Raw genomic sequence first — 19471 nt, 5'->3', positions numbered from 1 at the left:
ACACCGCCTTGTCGAAACTCGCCATCCTGAGCCTGAAGAACCGCGCGCTCATCGCCCTCATCACCATCGTTGCGGCGGTGTTCGGAGGTCTCGCGCTCACGAACCTCAAACAGGAGCTGATCCCGTCGCTCGAGCTCCCGGCGCTCGTCGTCATGACGACCTACCCCGGTGCATCGCCCGAGGTCGTCGAGAACGACGTGTCGACCCCGGTCGAGTCGGCCATCCAGGGGGTGCCTGGACTCGAGTCGACCACCGCGACCAGCACGACCAACGCCTCGATCGTGCAGGCGATGTTCGCCTACGGCACGAACCTCGCGACGGCAGAGCAGAAGATCCAGCAGGCGATCAACCGCATCTCGTCGCAGCTGCCCGAGGACGTGACCCCGCAGGTGCTCTCGGTGTCCATCGACGACTTCCCGGTGATCCAGGTCGCCGTCACCGGATTCGAGGATGCCGACAACGCGCAGGCGGAACTGGAGTCCGTCGCGATACCCGACCTCGAAGACGTCGACGGGGTCAACGCCGCCGAGATCGTGGGCGGCGTCGGCCAGCGCATCAGCATCACGCCGGATGTCGCGAAACTCGCGGCGGAAGGGCAGAGCACGCAGGCGATCAGCAACGCGCTGCAGCAGAACGGCACGCTCTTCCCCGGTGGCGACATCACCGAGAACGGCCAGACGCTCACGGTCCAGACCGGGGCGAAGATCACCTCCGTCGACGAGATCGCCGCGCTCCCGCTCGTCGGGACCGCTCTGACCATCGGCGATGTCGCGACCGTCGTGCAGGAGTCCGATCCCGTCACATCGATCTCACGCGTCGACGGCGAGGACGCCCTGTCGATCTCGATCACGAAGCTGCCGGCCGCCAACACGGTCGAGGTGTCGAACGGCGTGATCGCCGCCCTCGACGAGATCGGCGAGGCCTTCCCCGACGCCGAGTTCACGATCATCTTCGACCAGGCCCCGTTCATCGTGCAGTCGATCGAGACGCTGGCGACCGAAGGTCTGCTCGGCCTGGTGTTCGCGGTGATCGTGATCCTGGTGTTCCTGCTCTCGATCCGCTCGACGCTCGTCACCGCGATCTCGATCCCGACCAGCGTGCTCATCACGTTCATCGGGCTGCAGGCGTTCGGCTATTCGCTCAACGTGCTGACCCTCGGTGCCCTCACGATCGCGATCGGTCGCGTGGTCGACGACTCGATCGTGGTGATCGAGAACATCAAACGCCACTATGTGGGCGACGCCGACAAGGGCGACGCGATCCGCCTCGCCGTGCGCGAGGTCGCGATGGCGATCACGGCATCGACCATCACGACGGTCGCGGTGTTCCTGCCGATCGTGTTCGTCGGCGACATGGTGGGCGAGCTGTTCCGTCCCTTCGCCATGACCGTGACGATCGCCATGGTCGCCTCGCTCCTCGTCGCGTTGACGATCGTCCCGGTGCTCGCCTACTGGTTCCTCAAGCCTGGCAAGCCGCTGCTCGACGAGCACGGGAACCCCATCGATCCCGAGCACCCCGACGCACCGCCGACGCAGTTGCAGCGTGTGTACCGCCCGATCCTCGGCTGGACGCTCAAGCACTCCGGGGTCACGGTGATCCTCGCCGTCGTGGTGCTCGGCGCCACGCTGGCGGCCGCGCCGCTGATGAAGATCAACTTCCTCAGCGACTCCGGGCAGAACACCATGACAGTGACGCAGGATCTGGGCCCGACAGCGAGCCTGCAGACGAAGTCGGATGCCGCGGTCGAGGTCGAGGACGCGCTGCTCGACATCGACGGCATCGAGCACGTGCAGGCGTCGATCGGCACGAGCGGCTCAGCTCTCAGCGACGCCTTCTCCGGCGGCGCGGGCGTCACGTACTCGGTCCTGACCGACGGCGATGCCGACCAGGAGAAGCTGCGGGCCGACGTTCAGGACGCGATCGACGGACTCGGCGACGACGTGGGCGAGGTGTCGGTCGCGGCATCGGCTGGCTTCGGGTCGAGCGACATCGAGATCACGGTCTCGGCTCCGAACGGCGACGACCTGCAGACCGCGACGACCGCGCTCGTCGAGGAGCTCGACGGACGCGCGGGTGTCGGACAGGTGACCGACAACCTCGCCGCGTCGCTGCCGTACATCGCGGTCGTCGTCGACAGGGAGGCCGCAGCACAGCGCGGACTCTCCGAGGTCGCCGTCGGCTCGATCGTGTCGAACACCATGCGACCTCAGCAGGCGGGCTCCGTCGAGATCGACGACACCGCCCTGACGGTCTACATCGTCACGCCGAACCCGCCCACCACGGTCGACGCGCTCAAGACGCTCGCGATCCCGACCCCGCTCGGCGTCGTGCAGCTGCAGGACATCGCGACCGTCGAACAGCGCAACGGACCCACCTCGATCACGACCGAGCAGGGGCGTCGCACCTCGACCATCACGGTGCCGCCGGCGTCGGACAACCTCGCCACCGCCACGCAGTCGGTGAACGAGGCGCTCGCCGCGGTCGATCTGCCGGACGGCGCCTCGGCCGAGGTCGGCGGTGTCGCCTCGCAGCAGGCCGACTCGTTCTCGCAGTTGGGCTTGGCGATGCTCGCGGCCATCCTGATCGTCTACGTGGTCATGGTCGCGACGTTCAAGTCGCTGCGCCAGCCGCTGCTGCTTCTCGTGTCGGTGCCGTTCGCGGCGACCGGTGCGATCCTGCTGCAGATCGTCACGGGCGTGCCGCTCGGGGTCGCGTCGCTGATCGGTGTGCTGATGCTCATCGGCATCGTGGTGACCAACGCGATCGTGCTCGTCGACCTCGTGAACCAGTACCGGGAGAAGGGTCTGTCGACCATCGAGGCGGTGAAGGCCGGTGGTGAGAAGCGTCTGCGGCCGATCCTCATGACCGCGCTCGCGACGATCTTCGCGCTGACCCCGATGGCGCTCGGCATCACCGGGCACGGCGGCTTCATCTCGCAGCCGCTCGCCATCGTCGTCATCGGCGGCCTGATCTCGTCGACCGTGCTCACGCTGATCGTGCTGCCGACGCTCTACAACCTCGTCGAAGGGGCGAAGGAGCGGCGGGCCGCGCGCAGGGCTGGTGGCTCGGATGCGGGAGGGACCCCGACCCCGGAGGCTCCGACCGGGCCCGGTGGGTCCGGCGCCGCTGCCGCATCCGGACCGGTGCTGATCGACGCTTCGGGCCTGCCCCACGCGCCCCAGCTCACCCGTCGCGAGTTGCGCGAGCGCGGGGAGTAACCCCGCTCCCGGTTCGCCGAGTGCACGGCTTCGTGTCGAACGCACGGATTCTTCACGCCAGCATCCCGTGCACTCGGCAGCACCCCGTGCGCTCGGCGCACGGAGCGGAAGACGCTCAGGCGAGGGCGATGCCCCAGTGCAGCGTCCAGGTCTCGTCGGGGGCGAGGCGACGGAGGCCGAGGCCGCTGTTGAAGGCGTCGGCCGGGGCGGTCATCGGCTCGATCGCCACCGCCAGGCTCTGACCCGGGTATGCGGGCGTCGTGTACACCTGCACGTAGTCGAAGCCTTCGCCCTGCCAGAGGGTCACGCGGCGGCCATCGGGCGCGGTGAGCGAGTGCCGGACCCGCCCGTCGGGGTCGCGGGCCAGATCCGTGAATCCGGTGTCGAGCGTCACCTCTCCGAGGCGGACGCCGGCTTGGAGAGCGGAGTCGGCCGGTCGCGTGCCGGTGGGGAGCATCCGCTCGTCGGTCACGAACGCCGTCTCGGCGGGAACCCGCAGCACGAGGTCGTGCGGATCGACGTCGCTGATGGTCATGAACGGATGCGTGCCCAGCGCGATCGGGGCTGCGGACGCGGAGCGGTTGGTGAGCGTGTGCGTCACCTCGATGCCGTCCGGCGTGAGGGTGTACGTCACCGACGTCTCGATCAGATACGGGTAGCCGGTCTGCGGCACGATCGTCGCCCGCAGCACGGCTTCGGCATCGGTGTGCGAGACCTCGTAGGCCGTGAACCGCAGCAGGCCGTGACTCGCGTTGTGGAGCTTCGGCTCGGTGATCGCGAGCGCGCGCGGGGTGCCGTCGTCGTCCCACTTCCCGTCCCGCACCCGGTTCGGCCACGGGGTGAGGACCACCCCGGAACACGCCGGCGTGGGCTGATCGAGGGGATACGGCGGCACGAGGTCGACGCCGCCGACGCGCAGCGAACGCAGCGATGCGCCGACCTGGGCGATCTGCGCCGTGACATCGCCGCGGTGGAGGGTGATCTGGGCGCCGGTGGGGGAAACGGTACTCACCTCGTCATCGTACGGCCAGCTCCGGGTCGGCACTCTCCCAGGGGGACCAGGTAGTATCGAACGGTCGGCTTCGGACACCTGCGCGTTGGCGCAGACGTTTTATGTGTGTGAAGTGTGAGTCCAGGGGCCGATGGTGAGCGTCGCTCGACGCTAATCAACCATCACATGAATGGCCCCGGCCGCTGACAGTCCGGAACCCCGCTGGTCGAGTTCGACCATGCGCTGGGTGCATGCGCGTGCGCGCTGCGCTGTTCTCGTGCGAGAACACAGGAAGACATCGCAATGCCGAAGAACAAGAAGCCCCGCGGAGGGCGTCCGTCCGCCAACTTCGAGCCCCGCTACGGGGCCAAGAAGACCTCCTTCCACGATCGTCACCACGCAGCTCCTGCCCGTGACGGTGCGCGCGACGAGCGCGGTGGACGAGCGGATGCCGGCGACCGCCGCTCCGCTTCCGCCGCGGGCGGCTATGACCGCCGCCCCGGCAGCCGGAGTGCCGGCCACCGTGGCTACCGTCCGGCCGAGGCGGAGTCGGGTGCGCCCAAGCAGCGCTGGAACGCGTCGGAGCGTGCCGGCCGCGACGAGGCCCGCGGCATCCGCAACCGTGCCGAGTCGGGTCGCCGTGAGGCCCCGCATCACCGCAACGACGAGCGCTCAGAGCGCCCCCGGTACAACGACCGGTCCGGCGCCGGTCGCTTCGACGAGCGTCCCCGTCGCGACGACCGCGGCGGACAGCGTCCGACCGGTCCGGGTACCTACCGTGACGACCGTGGGGGAGACCGTCCCCGCTACGACCGCGACGACCGTCCGCGTCGTGACGACCGCGGTGCCGGCAGCCAGCGCCAGGGCTTCCGCGACAACGACCACCGCGACGGCGGGCGTCCCCGGTTCAACGACCGTGGTGCTGAGCGCCCCCGGTTCAACAGCGACCGTGGTGCCGAGCGCTCCCGGTTCAACGATCGCGGCAACGACCGTCCGCGGTTCGACCGCGACGAGCGCCCCCGGCGCGACGACCGCGCCGGTGACCGCACCCGCTCGAACGACCGCGGCGCAGAGCGTTCGTACGACGCCGACCGCGCCCGTCGCGCCTTCGACCGCGACCGCACGCAGCGCTCGTTCGACGGGGGACGCGAGCGTCCGTCGACCGGCGGCGCCTACCGCACCGAGCGCCCGCGTCCGCTGACGTCGGACACCCGGGGTCGTCCGGCCCGCAACGACCGCCCGAGCCGCAACGACTGGAACGCCACCGGCCGCCCGGCGTCGAGCGGAGCCAAGTTCGAGCCGACCGACGATGTCGTGCACGAGCGCCTCGAGGCGAAGTCCGTGGCCGCCGTCGAGGTCGACGGCGTGAGCTTCGGCGACCTCGGCCTCGGCTCCAACATCGTCGAGACCCTCGCGAACATGGGCGCGGCGACCCCGTTCCCCATCCAGGCGGCCAGCATCCCGGCCGTCCTCGGCGGACGCGACGTGCTCGCCCGCGGTCGCACCGGATCCGGCAAGACCATCGCGTTCGGTGCTCCGCTCGTCGAGCGCGTGCTGCAGTCGCAGGCAGGCAAGCGCCGGGAGTTCGGACGGTCGCCCCGCGCGATCATCCTCGCTCCGACTCGCGAGCTCGCGCTGCAGATCGACCGCACCATCCAGCCCATCGCCCGCAGCGTCGGCCTCTTCACCACGCAGATCTACGGTGGTGTGCCGCAGGGCCGCCAGGTGGGTGCACTGAAGAAGGGGGTCGACATCGTGATCGGCACCCCCGGCCGCATCGAGGACCTCATCAACCAGGGCAAGCTCGACCTCTCGGACTGCCGCATCGCCGTGCTCGACGAGGCCGACCACATGTGCGAGCTCGGATTCGTCGAACCCGTGCAGCGGATCCTGCGTCACACCGCGGACGGCAGCCAGAAGCTGCTGTTCTCGGCGACACTCGACCGTGAGGTCGCCGCGCTCGTCGACGAGTTCCTCGTCGACCCGGCCGTGTACGAGGTCGCCGGTGAGGACCAGGAGTCCAGCACCATCGAGCACCGCGTGCTCGTGATCGAGCACCGGGACAAGGCCGACATCCTCACCTCGCTCGTCGACCGCGAGGGCAAGACGCTGGTCTTCGCCCGCACCCGTGCCTACGCCGACATGCTCGCGGAGCAGTTCGACGATGCCGGCATCCCGGCTGTCTCGCTGCACGGCGACCTGAACCAGGCCAAGCGCACTCGTAACCTCGAGCGTCTGACCTCGGGCCGTGTGAACGTGCTCGTCGCCACGGACGTCGCCGCCCGCGGCATCCACGTCGACGACATCGACCTGGTCGTCCAGGCCGACGCCCCCGACGAGTACAAGACGTACCTGCACCGCTCCGGCCGCACGGGCCGTGCGGGTCGCTCGGGTCGCGTCGTCACGCTCATCACGCGTCAGCGTCAGCGTCGCATGACCGAGCTGCTCGACCGCGCCGAGATCGACGCCCCCTTCGAGAACGCCCGTCTGGACGACGACATCATCGAGGAGATCACCGGCCGCATGCCGACCGCGGCCGCTCTCACGAGCTGACCTCCTCCGCAGAGGCCCCGCCCCGCTCCCGCGGGCCGGGGCCTCTGTCGTCCCCCGGCCCGCCCCCGCGCCCCCGCCGCGAGTGCACGGGATCGTGCCGAGCGCACGGGATGCTTGCGTGAAGAACCCGTGCACTGGGCAGCATCCCGTGCACTCGGCGGAGCGGTGCGGGGGTGCGGGGTTACGCGGGGAGTTCGTGCACGTGCACGGTGGAGGTCAGGTTCGTGCCGTTGAGGTCGAGGTAGATGACCCCCTCGGTCACGGTGAGGGTCATGGTGTTGCGGCGCTCGATCAGTGCGGCCGCGGTGTCGATGAACCCGGGGTCGAAGCTGTGGACGCGGATGTCCTCGCGGCGATGGATGCGCTTGTCGGCCCACGGTGCGATCACCTTGGCGGGGTCGCGGTGTGTGTAGACGACCGTGCGCTCGGCGAGGCGACTGCCGTAGTGCAGCCGTTCGGCGTCCGGCGCCCCGATCTCGACCCAGGCGGTGATCAGCCCGGTGAGGTCGCGCACCAGGACGGCCGGCTCCTCGGTCGAGGAGATGCTGCCGCCGAACGCGATGCCCTCTCCGAACTCGAGGCCGTAGGCCAGCACGCGGGTGAGCATGTATGCGTCGGTCTCGGAGGGATGCCGCGCCACACGCAGGGAGTAATCCTCGTAGACGCCGCGATCGGTGTCAGCGAGCTGCACCTCGAATGTGTGGACTGTCGAACCGATGGCCATGATCCCCGAGCCTACGCGGACGCGGGAGCGGTCGTCGGACGAGCGCCGGTGCTGCTCAACACGATGCGTATCGCCCCGGCATCCGCGGGAACGGTCGGGTCGAGACCGGTGGCCAGCGCGAACCGGGTGAGCCGGTTCAGCACCGTGTTCCGATGACAGTAGAGGGCGGCGGCTGTCCGGGTGACCGATCCGGTCGCGAGGTATTCCCGTACCGCTTCGATCAGGAGGTTCTGCTCGCGTTCCGGCAGGGCGTGCAGACCCGCGAGCGTCTGCCGTGAGAAAGCTCTGGCGACCGTGCCCAGTCGGTCGGCGAAGAGACGGTCCCACTGTTGCTCCAGCGTGGCCGCGCGATCGGCGGTGTCCACGAGGGCGGACAGGTCCCGCGCGACCCTCCAGAGGGAGCCGATCTCCTCGGCGCCCTGCGCGCTGGGCGGAAGGCCGACGGGCAGGGCGCGGAGGGCCTCGAGCGCGTGCTCCGACAGCGAGCCCGCGTCGAGGATGGCGAACTCGGAACCGTCGAGGCGGTCGACCGGCACAGCGGGGAAGAGGGCCCTCATGCCGGCGCGGAACTCTGCCGCGAACGGCAGGCTGCCGACCACGACGAGGAAGGAGCCGACCGGATCGAGTCCGAGCGATTCGGCGGCCTGGCGTGAGAGGCGGATGTCTCGACTGCCGTCTTCCAGCAACCGGCGGAGGAGGAAGGCGCGGGCGAGCTCGAGCTCGCGGTCCATGTCGGCGAGTTCCGCCATGTATCCGGCGTGCACGTTCATGGTGTGGACCTCGACGGCATCCCAGATCTTCACGACCTCCTCGGCGAACGCCGGAAGGTCCTCCTCGGCCACGTAACCGCGCATCGCGTTCCAGAGGAAACGGAAGTCCATGCGGACCGCCCTCAGGAGGGAGTCCAGCGGGATCCCCTGTCTGGCGCGTCGACGCCCGAGCCGGTCGGAGTGCGCCATCAGCTGGGCGTCCAGGTCGTCGCCGATGATCAGCCCGAAGAGCATCTCCAGCGAGCCGCGCGCCGCACGGAACAGCTCGGCGTCGTCGATCACCGAATCGAGATAGCCGGAGACCTGGCGGACCTCGTGGACGTAGCGCCAGGCCACCTCATCGAGATCGGCGAGGCAGGACTCGGCGATCTGCGCCGCGAAGGATCGTCGCTGATTAGGCATGTGCACAGTGTAGGGCCGAATCTCGGGGCGATCATCGGTTGTGAGTGCAGCATTTCGCTACCAGCATGGAAGCTGCCCCTGCGGATCCTGCCTTCAACGGAGAACTCATGTCGAACCCGACCCCGGAAGTCCCGTCCGGCGCGACCCCGCCGATCAGCGGCGGCGACGCCGCCCGCGTCGCATGGGCGGCGTTCGTCGGAACCGCGCTGGAATGGTACGACTACTTCCTCTTCGGCACCGCCGCAGCCCTCGTCTTCAACAGGCTGTTCTTCACCGACCTCGACGCCACTGCGGCCACGCTCGCCGCGTTCGCGACCTTCGGTGTCGGCTTCGCGGCTCGCCCCATCGGTGCTCTGGCCTTCGGGTACATCGGCGACCGGTACGGACGGCGCCCCGCGCTCCTCATCACCATCGTCATGATCGGCTGTGCGACCGGGCTGATCGGTCTGCTCCCCGACTATCTGGCGATCGGCATCGCCGCACCGATCATGCTCGCCGTGCTGAGACTGCTCCAGGGCCTCGCGGTGGGCGGCGAGTGGGGTGGCGCGATGACGCTCGCCATCGAGCACGCGCCGATCGAGAAGCGCGGCCGCTTCGCTGCGCTCATCCAGATCGGCTCCCCGGCGGGAACCCTGATCTCCTCCGGTGCCTTCGCGCTCGTGCTCCTGATGCCGCCCGCCGTGTTCGATGCCTGGGGGTGGCGGCTCCCGTTCCTGCTCGCGTTCCCGCTCCTGGGAATCGCGCTCTACATCCGCCTCAAGGTCGAGGAATCGCCCATCTTCCAGGAACTCGTCGCTCTCGAAGCGCGGGCCAAGGTGCCCGCTCTCGACCTGTTCCGTCGTGCCGGCGGCCGGCTGGCCGTCGCCGTCGCTGCCGCGATGCTCGGCGTCGGCGGGTTCTACCTGATGACGACGTTCGTCGTCAGCTACGGGGCGAACACGCTCGGGGTCGATCGTGGCCTCATGGTGAACGCGACGCTGATCGCGGCCGGGGTCCAGATCGTCGTGACCGTCTTCGCCGGACGATTCGCCGAGCGCTTCGGACCAGGACGGATGACCGTGGTCGGTGCGATCGCCACCGCCGCGGCCGCTTTCCCCCTGTTCTGGCTCATCGACACCCGGAATCCCTTGGCGATCATCTTCGCGGTCACGCTCGGCATCGCCCTCCTCACGATCGCCTACGCGGTCACGGGTGCTCTGCTCACCGAACTCTTCCCCCCGGAGCTCCGCTACAGCGGTGTCGCCCTCGGGTACAACATCGCCGGAGCGATCACGGGATTCCTTCCGCTCATCGCCACCGCATTGCTGGCATCCACGGGCGGCGCCTCGTGGACGGCGGCGCTCCTTCTCATCCTGATCGCACTCATCACCGCGCTCGGCGGCCTGCTCGGGGAGCGCCTGCGCGTCCACGACAAGCCGGTCGTGCACTGACGTAAGGAACGACGAACCATGAAGCTGACCAGCGAAGTCGCCGACAAGATCTGCGCGGCCGTCGATGCCGCCTTCGAGCAGCAGATCGCCTTCACGCAGGAGCTGGTACGGCATCCGTCCCTCCGCACCAAGGAGGCGTCGGCCCAGGACCTCCTGTTCGACGCGATGCGCGAACGCGGACTCGAGATGGATCGGTGGGACCTCGATCCGGCCGAGCTGGCGCAGCACCCCGGTGCCGGGCGCGTGGCCGTGTCGTACGAGAACGTCGGCAACGTGGTCGGCACGTACACCCCGGCGTCAGAGGAAGGCCGATCACTGATCCTGAACGGACATGTGGACGTCGTGCCGGAGGGGCCGCACGAGGAGTGGGCGCGCTCGCCCTGGGACGCCCCGGTGATCGACGGCTGGCTCTACGGGCGCGGCAGCGGTGACATGAAAGCGGGTCTCGCCGCCAACCTCTTCGCCTTCGATGCCCTCCGTGCGGCAGGATTCACGCCGACCGGGCGGATCCACTTCCAGTCCGTGGTGGAGGAGGAGTGCACCGGCAACGGGTCGCTCTCCGCCTTGCAGCGCGGCTACCGCGCGGATGCCGTGATCATCCCGGAGCCCGAGGAGGACATGCTCGTCCGGGCGAACGTGGGTGTGATCTGGTTCACGGTGCGCGTCGCCGGTCGGCCGACGCATCCGCGCGAGATGAGCTCCGGGTTCAACGCGATCGATGCCGCGCACCACGTGATGGAGCGGCTCAGGGAGGTCGAAGCCCGATGGAACGCCGAGAAGGGTGAGCACCGGTACTTCGAGGACCTGGATCACCCGATCAATTTCAACCTCGGCGGGATCCGCGGCGGCGACTGGCCGTCGAGCGTCCCGGCCTGGTGCGAACTCGACGTGCGCATCGCGCTGTATCCGGGCGTGACGGCGGACGCGGCTTGGGCCGAGATCGAGGAGTGCCTGGCTTCGATCGACGTCGACGAGTCCGGTAACCCCGTCGAGGCCGTGGCGACACGCAACGGCTTCTACTCCGAGGGTTACGTCCTCGAGGAGGGCTCCGATGCCGAGGCGGCGCTGCGCGATGTGCATCGCGAGGTCTTCGGTGACGAGCTGCGGACTTTCACGACGCCGGGCTACCTCGACGGGCGGGTGTTCGCCCTCTACGCGGACACTCCGGCCCTCGTGTACGGCCCCATCTCCGAGGCGATCCACGGCTACGACGAGCGCGTGGACGTGGAATCCGTCCGGCGGATCACGAAGTCGATCGCGCTGTTCATTGCCGAATGGTGCGGCGTGAGTGTGCAGATGCACACCGCGTAGCGAAAACTGAGGGAGGATCTCCCTTGTCGCCCGGGCATCCGCCCCCTCAGAGTTGTCTCACCCGCAGTACCCGACCCCCATTCCCCCTCCTGGAGGATCCATGTCCGCCACATCCCCGTCGGCCTCCTCGCCGACCGAATCAGGTCGCCTCGACCGAGCGAAGATGCGCAAGATCTCGACCGCCAGTGTCATCGGCACGACGGTCGAGTGGTACGACCTGTTCCTGTTCGGCACCGCATCGGCGCTCGTGTTCAACCAGGTGTTCTTCCCCGCCCTCGACCCCGCCGTCGGCACCATTCTGTCGTTCCTCACGTTCGCCTCCGCGTACCTCGCGCGGATCGTCGGTGCGATCCTCTTCGGTCACTTCGGAGACCGTCTCGGTCGCAAGTCGATGTTGCTCATCTCGCTCATCACGATGGGGGCGGCCACGCTCTCCATCGGCCTCATCCCCGACTTCGCCACGATCGGCCTCGCTGCGCCGTTCATCCTGCTCACCCTGCGTGTGATCCAGGGCCTCGCCCTCGGCGGCGAATGGGGTGGCGCGGTTCTCATGACCGTCGAGCACGCGCCGGCCGCCAAGCGCGGATGGTACGGGTCGCTCGTGCAGGTGGGTGTCCCCGCCGGAACCCTGATCGCCAACCTGGCGTTCCTCATCGTCACCGCGATGATCGACGACGAGGCGCTCGTGGCATGGGGATGGCGCGTGCCGTTCATCGGCTCGATCATCCTCGTCGCCGTGGGCATCTACATCCGCCTGAACATCGAGGAGACCCCGAGCTTCCGCAAGGTGCGCGAGCGCGGCGCGAAGGCCAAGCTCCCCTTCGCCTACCTCATCCGCCACTACTGGAAGCAGGTTCTGCTCGGCGGCATCGCCACGCTCTCGACCGGCTCGACCTTCACGCTGCTCGTCGCCTCCGGCGTCAACTACGGCACCTCCGAACTCGGTCACTCCAGCGATCTGATGCTCTGGGCCGTGCTGGTCGCCTGCATCGTGGCGCTCTTCGCGATCCCCGCCTTCGGACGCCTGTCCGACCGTGTCGGACGCAAGCCCGTGATCGCCGGTGGCATCATCGCCGAGGTCGTGCTCGCCTTCCCGTTCTTCTGGCTGCTCGACACCGGGATCGACGCGATGGTGTTCGTGGCCTACGCGCTGATGATGCTCGCGTTCTCGGCCAACTACGGTCCGATCGCCACGTTCCTCGCCGAGCTCTTCGGCTCCAAGATCCGGTACTCCGGGCTCTCGGTCGCCTACATGCTCTCCGGGCTGCTCGGATCCGCCATCACGCCCGCGATCACCGTCGCTCTGCTGTCGATGACGGGCCAGAGCTCGTCGATCGCCTGGTACGTCGGCGGTGCGGCCGTGCTGTCGCTCATCGCCCTCCTCCTCCTGACGGAAGGTCTGCACAAGAACATCGACGTCGTGGGCGTCGAGGAATCGTCCGCGGGCGATGAGCCTGCGCGCGACCTCCCGGAGACGGTCGCACGATGACGATCAGAAGGGTGCGGACGGTCGACGGCCTCGCAGGTCCGGTGGGCCCGTTCTCGCAGGCTGTCGTCGCGAACGGTTTCGTGTACACCTCGGGGCAGATCCCCGCCGGAGTGGACGGCAGCATCCCCTCGGACTTCGAGGAGCAGCTCGAGGCCACTCTGCAGAACCTCCGCACCCTTCTGGACGGCGTCGGGAGCGGTCTCGACCACGTCGTCAAGGTGAACGGCTACCTCACGGACGCCGCCGATCTCGAGGCGTACAACCGCATCTACGTGCGGTGGTTCGGCGAGCACCTCCCGGCCAGGACGACGGTGGGCGTGAGCCTGTGGGGCGTCGCGCTGGAGCTCGAGTGCGTCGCGGTGCTGAAGGATGAGGCGGATGACTGACCTGATACCCGCGACCGCCGACCCTCTCGTCGAGGCCCTGCGGCAGATCGAGCTCCCCACTCTCGGCCACTTCCTCGAAGAGGGCTTCTGCGATCCGCGCATCCGTCCGATCGGCGACGTCGGGCGGATGGCGGGTAGGGCGGTGACCGTCGACCTCACCGCACCCGATGCGATCGCGGTGAACCGTGCGCTCGTGCGTCTGCAGCCTGGTGAAGTGCTCGTGATCCGGGTGCACGGCGGGCGTCATGCTCCGGTCGGCGCGGTGACCGCGGCGGCAGCCATCGCCCGGGGCGCCGCAGGGATCGTCGTGGACGGCCCGGTGACCGACGTGTCGGCGCTCACCGCCACTGCGGCGGCGCTGCCGGTGTTCGCCACGGGCACCACGGCGTTGACGACCAAGAGGCTGGGCACCGCCGTCGAGGGAGTCGGTCGGCCGACGGTCGTCGGAGGCGTACCCATCTCCGAGGGAGACCTGGTCGCCGGTGACGAGAACGGCGTGGTCGCGTTCGGTTCCGACGCGCTCCGCCCTGAGATGCTCGACGCCGCAAGGCGTTCCGACGACGAAGAACCCGAGCTGCTGGCACGCATCCGCCGGGGCGATCCCCTCGAGGACCTCCTCGCCCTGGACACTGAAACACTCTGAAAGGCTCCGCATGACCATCGAGATCACCACCCGCTCGCGCGTGACGGAGGAGCAGGAGCCCGTAGCCGCACCCGAGACGCGTTCCGCCGGGCACCTCATCGTCGCCCAGCTCGAGCGTGAGGGCGTCGAGCGCGTGTACGGCGTCCCCGGGGAGTCGTACCTCGACGTGCTCGACGGGCTCCACGACTCGTCGATCGAGACCGTCATCACCCGCCACGAGGGTGGGGCGGCCTTCATGGCGCTCGCCGAAGGGCGACTGACCGGCCGCGCCGGCGTGGCGATGGTCACGCGCGGCCCCGGCGCCGCGAACGCCTTCATCGCCGTGCACACGGCGTGGCAGGACGCCACTCCGATGGTGCTGTTCGTCGGACTCATCCCGGTGTCCGACCGCGGGCGCGAGGCATTCCAGGAGTTCGACCTCACGGGGTGGTTCGGCTCCACGGCGAAGCATGTCACGACGCTCGACGATGCATCCTCGGCGGCCCGCGTGGTCACCGAGGCCATGCGCATCGCGCGCTCCGGGCGTCCGGGACCCGTGGTCATCGGCCTGCCGGAGGACGTCATCCGGCTCTCCGCCGAGGGCGCGACGACCCTGGAGCCCACCGCTGCCGCCGGGGCCGAAGCGGGTTCGTCGGCGGTCGAGGAGCTGGTCGCGCGTCTCACGCGGTCCGAACGTCCGGTCGTCGTGGTGGGCGGCGAAGGATGGTCCGCCGAGACCGGTCGCACCCTGATCGACTGGGCGACCCGGCATGGCGTCCCCGTCCTCGCGGACTTCCGTGCCTACGACGCCGTCCCGCACGACGGGGCCTACGTGGGCGCCCTCGGCTACGGTCGGGCCGACAACGCGGCCGCCCTGTTCGATGACGCCGACCTGATCGTGTTCATCGGGACAGCGCGCACGGACGTGCTGAGCGACGGCTATCGGCTCGGACACGACGCGGCCACGGTGGTCGTGCTCCCCGGCGAGCCCACCGGGCACTCGGGGCGTCTGGACCAGCTGATCGCCTCCGACGCCGCCAACTTCGTCGCCCGTCTGCCGCAGCTGGGCGTGACCTTCGACGATGCGCGTCTGCAGCGGGCCCGCGATGCCCACCTCCGGTTCTCGACGCCGTCCACGGGTTCGGTCGCGGCTGAGGGATACGTCGACCTCACCGAGGTGATGGCTGCCCTCCGCGAAGAGCTGTCTTCGGACGCGGTGATCACCTACGGCGCAGGCAACCACGCCATCTGGCCGGCGCGCTACCTGCCCCACCAGGCACCCGCGACGCTCGTCGCCCCCCGGAACGGGGCCATGGGCATGGGGATCCCCGCTGCGGTCGCGGCGTCTCTGGCTCTGCCGGGGCGGGAGGTCGTGTCGATCGCCGGCGACGGATGCTTCATGATGAACGGGCAGGAGATCGCCACCGCCGTCGGGTACGACGCTCCCTTCGTCGCGATCGTGGTGGACAACGGCGTGTTCGCGACCATTCGCGAGCACCAGGAGGCCCACTACCCGGGTCGTCCCTCGGGAACGCATCTGACCAACCCTGACTTCGCGGCATTGGCGCGGTCGTACGGCGCGCACGGCGAGACGGTCTCGCGTACTGCCGACTTCCGCGACGCCTACCGCCGGGCCCGCGCGAGCGGCCTTCCGGCCGTGCTCCACCTGAGCCAGGATCCGGCCGTGCGCGCGCCCTCGACGGCCGTCTGATCACCGTGACGATTCGAGGAGCATCCGCCATGACCATCGATCAGGGAGCGGTCGACCGGACCGCCGGAGGGAAAGAGGGCGCCTCCGCGGCGTCCACGCGCGCCGAGGAGTTCCTCGCGGACTTCGCACGGCTCAGTGAATTCGGCGCCACGGTGAACGGCGGCGTCGACCGGCAGGCTGGCAGCGACGCCGACGTCGCCCAACGGCGCTGGTTCGCGGAACTCCTCGAGTCACACGGCCTGCGGGTGGAGTACGACCGCATCGGCAACCAGTTCGGCCTGCTGGAGGTCGTCCCCGGCGCGCCGTTCGTCGTCGTGGGGTCCCACCTGGACTCGCAGCCGACGGCAGGACGGTATGACGGCGCCTACGGTGTGCTCGCGGCCGCCCACGCCGCGTTCCGGCTCGCGGACGAGTGGGCCGCGGACGGCGGGACCGGGCCTCGGTACAACATCGCCGTGGTCAACTGGTTCAACGAAGAGGGCTCGCGGTTCACCCCGTCGATGATGGGGTCGAGTGTGTACACGGGCGTCCTGCAGCTGGAGGATGCGCTCGGCACGTCGGATCGCTCGGGCACGACGGTGGCCGAAGTCCTGGCCCCGGCCGGGTTCCTCGGCGCCGGCGACGGCCCGGAGGCGGTGTTCTGCGCCGAGATCCACATCGAGCAGGGGCGTGTGCTGGAGAACTCCGGCAGCACGATCGGACTCGTGACCGCGAGCTGGGCCGCCAGCAAGTACGTCGTCACCGTGGAGGGGGAGCAGGCGCATTCCGGCGCGACCGTGATGGCCGATCGACGGGATGCGCTGTACGGCGCCTCGCTGCTGGTGGTCTTCGCCCGCGAGCTCGCCGACAGGTTCCCCGGCGTGCTGCACACTGCGGTCGGACAGCTCGACGTGTATCCGAACTCACCGGTCGTCGTGGCGTCGGAGGTCAGGCTGCTGCTCGACCTGCGCTGCGCAGACGAAGCCGTGCTCGCCGAGGCGAACGCCCTGCTGCAGGAGCGTTTCGCCGAGATCGAGGAGATCGCGAGGATCGGCATCCGGCGGTCGCTCTCGCACGAGTGGGGGATCGACCCCTATCAGCCCGAAGGCGTCGAGCTGGCGCGGGAATCCGCTGACCGGCTCGGGTACTCCCGCGAGGAGATCCTCACCGTCGCGGGGCATGATTCGATAAACATGAAGAGGCGCGTGCCCACGGTGATGCTGTTCGTCCCGTCGGTGGACGGGATCTCGCACAACGAGGGCGAGTACACCCGCGACGAGGACCTCGTCGCCGGGCTCGACGTCCTGACGGACGTCGTCAGGCGCCTCGCACAGGGAGAACTGGCGCCGACCCCCGGCGCTGTGGAGGAGCGGACCAGATGACCGACTACGCCGTCACAGACCCGACGACGAACGAGATCGTGCGCCGGTACGACTCCGCGACCGACGCCGAGGTGGAGGCCGCCGTCGCGCGCGCGGCCGAGGCGTATCCCGCGTGGCGGGCGCTCACCGTCGAGGAACGCTGCGGTTATCTCGCGGCGGTCGCCGCGGAGTACCGCGCAGACAGCCATCGCCTCGCCCGCATCATCACCAGGGAGATGGGGAAGACCACGGCGGAGGCGCTCGGTGAGATCGCCATCGTCGCCGACATCTACGACTACTACGCGACCAACGGTCCGACGTTCGCGGCCGACCGGCCGCTGCCGGTCGCGACGGGCGAAGCGATCGTCCGCACCGCTCCGGTCGGCGTGCTCCTGGGCATCATGCCCTGGAACTATCCCTACTACCAGGTGGCGAGGTTCGCCGCCCCCAACCTCGCGGTGGGCAACACGATCGTGCTCAAGCACGCACCGAGTTGTCCGGAGTCGGCAGCCGCGATCGCCGAGCTCTTCACGCGCGTCGGCCTCCCGGAGGGAGCGTACGAGAACGTCTACGCCTCGGAGGAGCAGGTCGCAGACATCATCGCGCACCCCGCGGTGCAGGGCGTCTCGCTGACCGGTTCCGAGCGCGCCGGTCGCGCTGTCGGCGAGCTCGCGGGACGGGCCATGAAGAAGGTGGTGCTGGAGCTCGGCGGCTCCGATCCGTTCATCGTGCTGCCGGATGCCGACGTCGACGCGGCTGCGCGTGCGGCCGTCGTCGGGCGGATGGGCAACGCGGGTCAGGCCTGCACCGCCTCGAAGAGGTTCATCGTCGCGGATGAGGTGTACGACGCCTTCGTCGCACGTTTCACCGATCTCGTGGGCGAGCTTCGTGTCGGCGATCCGCTCGAGGACGGCGTCGCCTTCGGGCCGCTGTCGTCGGAGGCGGCCGCACGGGCCGTCATCGATCAGGTGGACGACGCGACCGCGCACGGGGCCACCGTGCTGACCGGCGGACATCGCCTCGGCCGCGCCGGCGCCTTCGTGGAGCCCACGATCCTGGCAGACGTCACCCCGGAGGCCCGCGCGTATCGCGAGGAGATCTTCGGGCCCGTCGCCGTGGTGCACCGCGTGGGTTCGGTCGATGCCGCCGTCGAACTGGCGAACGACACGCCCTACGGCCTCGGCAGTGTGATCTTCGGGTCCGATCCCGCACTCATCGCCGATGTCGCCGACCGCCTCGACGTGGGCATGGTGTCGATCAACGGTCCCTCGCAGACGCAGGCCGATCTGCCGTTCGGCGGAGTGAAGGCGTCGGGCATCGGCCGTGAGCTGGGCGAGTACGGCATGGCCGAGTTCGTGAACCGCAAGCTCATCCGGCGCCACTGACGGCGAGACCAGCGCCCGGCTGCGGTGTCAGAACAGCATCGGCTGCGCGGGTGCGGCCGCCGTACGCCCGCTGGGGGCGAAGGCCACCGCGCCGGGGGATGAGACACTCGTCTGCACGTGCCCCGGTCCTGGTCGGAGCCCGCGCCGGGGGTAGTCGTCTTCGTGGCGGCCGTCGAGACCGTGCATGCGGATGAGCGGGCGAGCCCGTTTCGCGAGCCACTGCCGATAGCCCTTCGGCGCCTCGGCCGAAGCCCCGGGGTACAGGCCCCGGTACGAGGAGACGAGGTCGGGCCGATGAGCCTCGAGCCATGCGAAAAACCACGGCTTGACGCCGGGGCGCAGGTGCAGGGCGCCGTAGATGACGCTGCGGGCCCCCGCCTCCTTGATACGCACGAGGGCGCTGTCGATCGCGGCGAGCGAGTCGGTCATGTGGGGCATGATCGGCATCAGGAACACGGTCACGGGGAAGCCCGCATCCGACAGGGCCCGCACGGTGTCGAGGCGGGCCTGCGTGGTCGGGGCTCCCGGTTCGATCGCCTTCTGCAGCTCGTCGTCGTACATCGCGATCGACATCTGCACGTCGACGGGCACTCGCTGTGCGGCTTTCACGAGCAGCGGGATGTCGCGGCGGATCAGCGTGCCCTTGGTGAGGATCGACATCGGGGTGCCGGAGGCCGCGAGAGCCTCGATGATGCCAGGCATGAGGGCGTAGCGGCCCTCGGCCCGCTGGTACGGGTCGGTGTTGGTGCCGAGGGCGACGGTCTCGTGCTGCCAGCTGCCCTTGCGCAGTTCGCGCTCGAGCACCTCGACGACGTTGACCTTGACCACGATCTGCGAGTCGAAGTCGGAGCCGCCGTCGAGGTCGAGGTACTCGTGCGTTCCTCGGGCGAAGCAGTAGACGCACGCGTGGCTGCATCCGCGGTAGGGGTTGATCGTCCACGCGAAGGGCATGCGCGACGCACCGGGGACGTGGTTGAGGGCGGACTTCGACAGCACCTCGTGGAACGTCATGCCCGCGAACTCGGGAGTGGTGAGCGATCGCAGCACGCTCGAGCGGTCTTCGAGCCCCGGCAGCGCCGCCGCGTCCGTCTCTCCGAGTTTCTGTCCCTGCCACCGCATTCCTCTATTCGAACAGAAGA

At 69.3% G+C, this 19471-nt stretch carries 14 protein-coding genes; 10 read left to right on the top strand and 4 right to left on the bottom strand.

The window, feature by feature from the left end; genetic code table 11:
* The first annotated feature begins 8 nt into the window (after window positions 1-8).
* The gene (locus AB0E56_RS00325) at window positions 9-3218 is read left to right on the top strand and encodes an efflux RND transporter permease subunit (protein ID WP_359796124.1); all 3210 of its coding nucleotides are present in this window, start codon (window positions 9-11) and stop codon (window positions 3216-3218) included.
* A 115-nt stretch (window positions 3219-3333) separates the two neighbouring features.
* Here the strand turns inward: AB0E56_RS00325 and AB0E56_RS00320 are convergent, their stop codons facing one another.
* Window positions 3334-4230 carry an aldose 1-epimerase family protein gene (locus tag AB0E56_RS00320; protein ID WP_359796123.1) on the bottom strand — a complete coding sequence of 299 codons (897 nt, stop codon included), beginning with the start codon at window positions 4228-4230 and terminating at the stop codon, window positions 3334-3336.
* A 282-nt stretch (window positions 4231-4512) separates the two neighbouring features.
* On the opposite strand from AB0E56_RS00320, the gene AB0E56_RS00315 reads away from it, so the two are divergent.
* A complete protein-coding gene (locus AB0E56_RS00315) occupies window positions 4513-6762 on the top strand; it encodes a DEAD/DEAH box helicase (protein WP_359796122.1) in 2250 nt (749 codons plus the stop codon).
* A gap of 181 nt (window positions 6763-6943) precedes the next feature.
* Here the strand turns inward: AB0E56_RS00315 and AB0E56_RS00310 are convergent, their stop codons facing one another.
* Together AB0E56_RS00310 and AB0E56_RS00305 are read right to left on the bottom strand one after the other, a co-directional pair.
* On the bottom strand, window positions 6944-7486 hold the full coding sequence (locus tag AB0E56_RS00310) for a YaeQ family protein (protein WP_359796121.1): 543 nt from the start codon (window positions 7484-7486) through the stop codon (window positions 6944-6946).
* A gap of 11 nt (window positions 7487-7497) precedes the next feature.
* On the bottom strand, window positions 7498-8658 hold the full coding sequence (locus tag AB0E56_RS00305; protein ID WP_359796120.1) for a helix-turn-helix domain-containing protein: 1161 nt from the start codon (window positions 8656-8658) through the stop codon (window positions 7498-7500).
* 107 nt (window positions 8659-8765) lie between these two features.
* Between AB0E56_RS00305 and AB0E56_RS00300 the strand changes: the two genes are divergently transcribed.
* The 8 genes from AB0E56_RS00300 (at window position 8766) to AB0E56_RS00265 (ending at window position 18332) form a co-directional block, all read left to right on the top strand.
* Window positions 8766-10088, top strand: coding sequence for an MFS transporter (locus AB0E56_RS00300; RefSeq protein ID WP_359798244.1), 1323 nt, complete (start codon window positions 8766-8768; stop codon window positions 10086-10088).
* Between the two features lie 18 nt (window positions 10089-10106).
* On the top strand, window positions 10107-11399 hold the full coding sequence (locus tag AB0E56_RS00295) for an ArgE/DapE family deacylase (protein ID WP_359796119.1): 1293 nt from the start codon (window positions 10107-10109) through the stop codon (window positions 11397-11399).
* Window positions 11400-11499: 100 nt separating this feature from the next.
* Window positions 11500-12888, top strand: coding sequence for an MFS transporter (locus AB0E56_RS00290; RefSeq protein ID WP_359796118.1), 1389 nt, complete (start codon window positions 11500-11502; stop codon window positions 12886-12888).
* Window positions 12885-13274 (top strand): RidA family protein, encoded by a 390-nt coding sequence (locus AB0E56_RS00285; protein WP_359796117.1) that lies wholly within the window; start codon window positions 12885-12887, stop codon window positions 13272-13274. Before AB0E56_RS00290 ends, AB0E56_RS00285 begins: the two co-directional genes overlap by 4 nt.
* A complete protein-coding gene (locus tag AB0E56_RS00280; protein ID WP_359796116.1) occupies window positions 13267-13917 on the top strand; it encodes an RraA family protein in 651 nt (216 codons plus the stop codon). Before AB0E56_RS00285 ends, AB0E56_RS00280 begins: the two co-directional genes overlap by 8 nt.
* 10 nt (window positions 13918-13927) lie before the next feature.
* Window positions 13928-15607 (top strand): thiamine pyrophosphate-dependent enzyme, encoded by a 1680-nt coding sequence (locus AB0E56_RS00275; protein ID WP_359796115.1) that lies wholly within the window; start codon window positions 13928-13930, stop codon window positions 15605-15607.
* A 29-nt stretch (window positions 15608-15636) separates the two neighbouring features.
* Window positions 15637-16968, top strand: coding sequence for a M20 family metallo-hydrolase (locus AB0E56_RS00270; protein ID WP_359796114.1), 1332 nt, complete (start codon window positions 15637-15639; stop codon window positions 16966-16968).
* Complete coding sequence (locus AB0E56_RS00265; RefSeq protein WP_359796113.1) at window positions 16965-18332, top strand: NAD-dependent succinate-semialdehyde dehydrogenase; 1368 nt, start codon at window positions 16965-16967, stop codon at window positions 18330-18332. Before AB0E56_RS00270 ends, AB0E56_RS00265 begins: the two co-directional genes overlap by 4 nt.
* 27 nt (window positions 18333-18359) lie before the next feature.
* Here the strand turns inward: AB0E56_RS00265 and AB0E56_RS00260 are convergent, their stop codons facing one another.
* Window positions 18360-19451: an Rv2578c family radical SAM protein gene (locus AB0E56_RS00260; protein WP_359796112.1), complete on the bottom strand. Its 1092-nt coding sequence runs from the start codon at window positions 19449-19451 to the stop codon at window positions 18360-18362.
* Window positions 19452-19471: the final 20 nt, after the last annotated feature.

This window comes from Microbacterium sp. NPDC028030, from assembly GCF_040637855.1.
GTDB lineage: Bacteria > Actinomycetota > Actinomycetes > Actinomycetales > Microbacteriaceae > Microbacterium.
Note: the sequence above shows the minus strand (reverse complement) of the source record. Positions and strands in the feature narration are given on the sequence as shown.

What these genes read in the sequence shown, in the direction of transcription:
- AB0E56_RS00305 (WP_359796120.1), bottom strand. Translation starts at nt 8,658, where the DNA reads ATGCCTAATCAGCGACGATCCTTCGCGGCGCAGATCGCCGAGTCCTGC.
- AB0E56_RS00300 (WP_359798244.1), top strand. Translation starts at nt 8,766, where the DNA reads ATGTCGAACCCGACCCCGGAAGTCCCGTCCGGCGCGACCCCGCCGATC.
- AB0E56_RS00285 (WP_359796117.1), top strand. Translation starts at nt 12,885, where the DNA reads ATGACGATCAGAAGGGTGCGGACGGTCGACGGCCTCGCAGGTCCGGTG.
- AB0E56_RS00290 (WP_359796118.1), top strand. Translation starts at nt 11,500, where the DNA reads ATGTCCGCCACATCCCCGTCGGCCTCCTCGCCGACCGAATCAGGTCGC.
- AB0E56_RS00260 (WP_359796112.1), bottom strand. Translation starts at nt 19,451, where the DNA reads ATGCGGTGGCAGGGACAGAAACTCGGAGAGACGGACGCGGCGGCGCTG.
- AB0E56_RS00275 (WP_359796115.1), top strand. Translation starts at nt 13,928, where the DNA reads ATGACCATCGAGATCACCACCCGCTCGCGCGTGACGGAGGAGCAGGAG.
- AB0E56_RS00280 (WP_359796116.1), top strand. Translation starts at nt 13,267, where the DNA reads ATGACTGACCTGATACCCGCGACCGCCGACCCTCTCGTCGAGGCCCTG.
- AB0E56_RS00310 (WP_359796121.1), bottom strand. Translation starts at nt 7,486, where the DNA reads ATGGCCATCGGTTCGACAGTCCACACATTCGAGGTGCAGCTCGCTGAC.
- AB0E56_RS00315 (WP_359796122.1), top strand. Translation starts at nt 4,513, where the DNA reads ATGCCGAAGAACAAGAAGCCCCGCGGAGGGCGTCCGTCCGCCAACTTC.
- AB0E56_RS00270 (WP_359796114.1), top strand. Translation starts at nt 15,637, where the DNA reads ATGACCATCGATCAGGGAGCGGTCGACCGGACCGCCGGAGGGAAAGAG.
- AB0E56_RS00295 (WP_359796119.1), top strand. Translation starts at nt 10,107, where the DNA reads ATGAAGCTGACCAGCGAAGTCGCCGACAAGATCTGCGCGGCCGTCGAT.
- AB0E56_RS00265 (WP_359796113.1), top strand. Translation starts at nt 16,965, where the DNA reads ATGACCGACTACGCCGTCACAGACCCGACGACGAACGAGATCGTGCGC.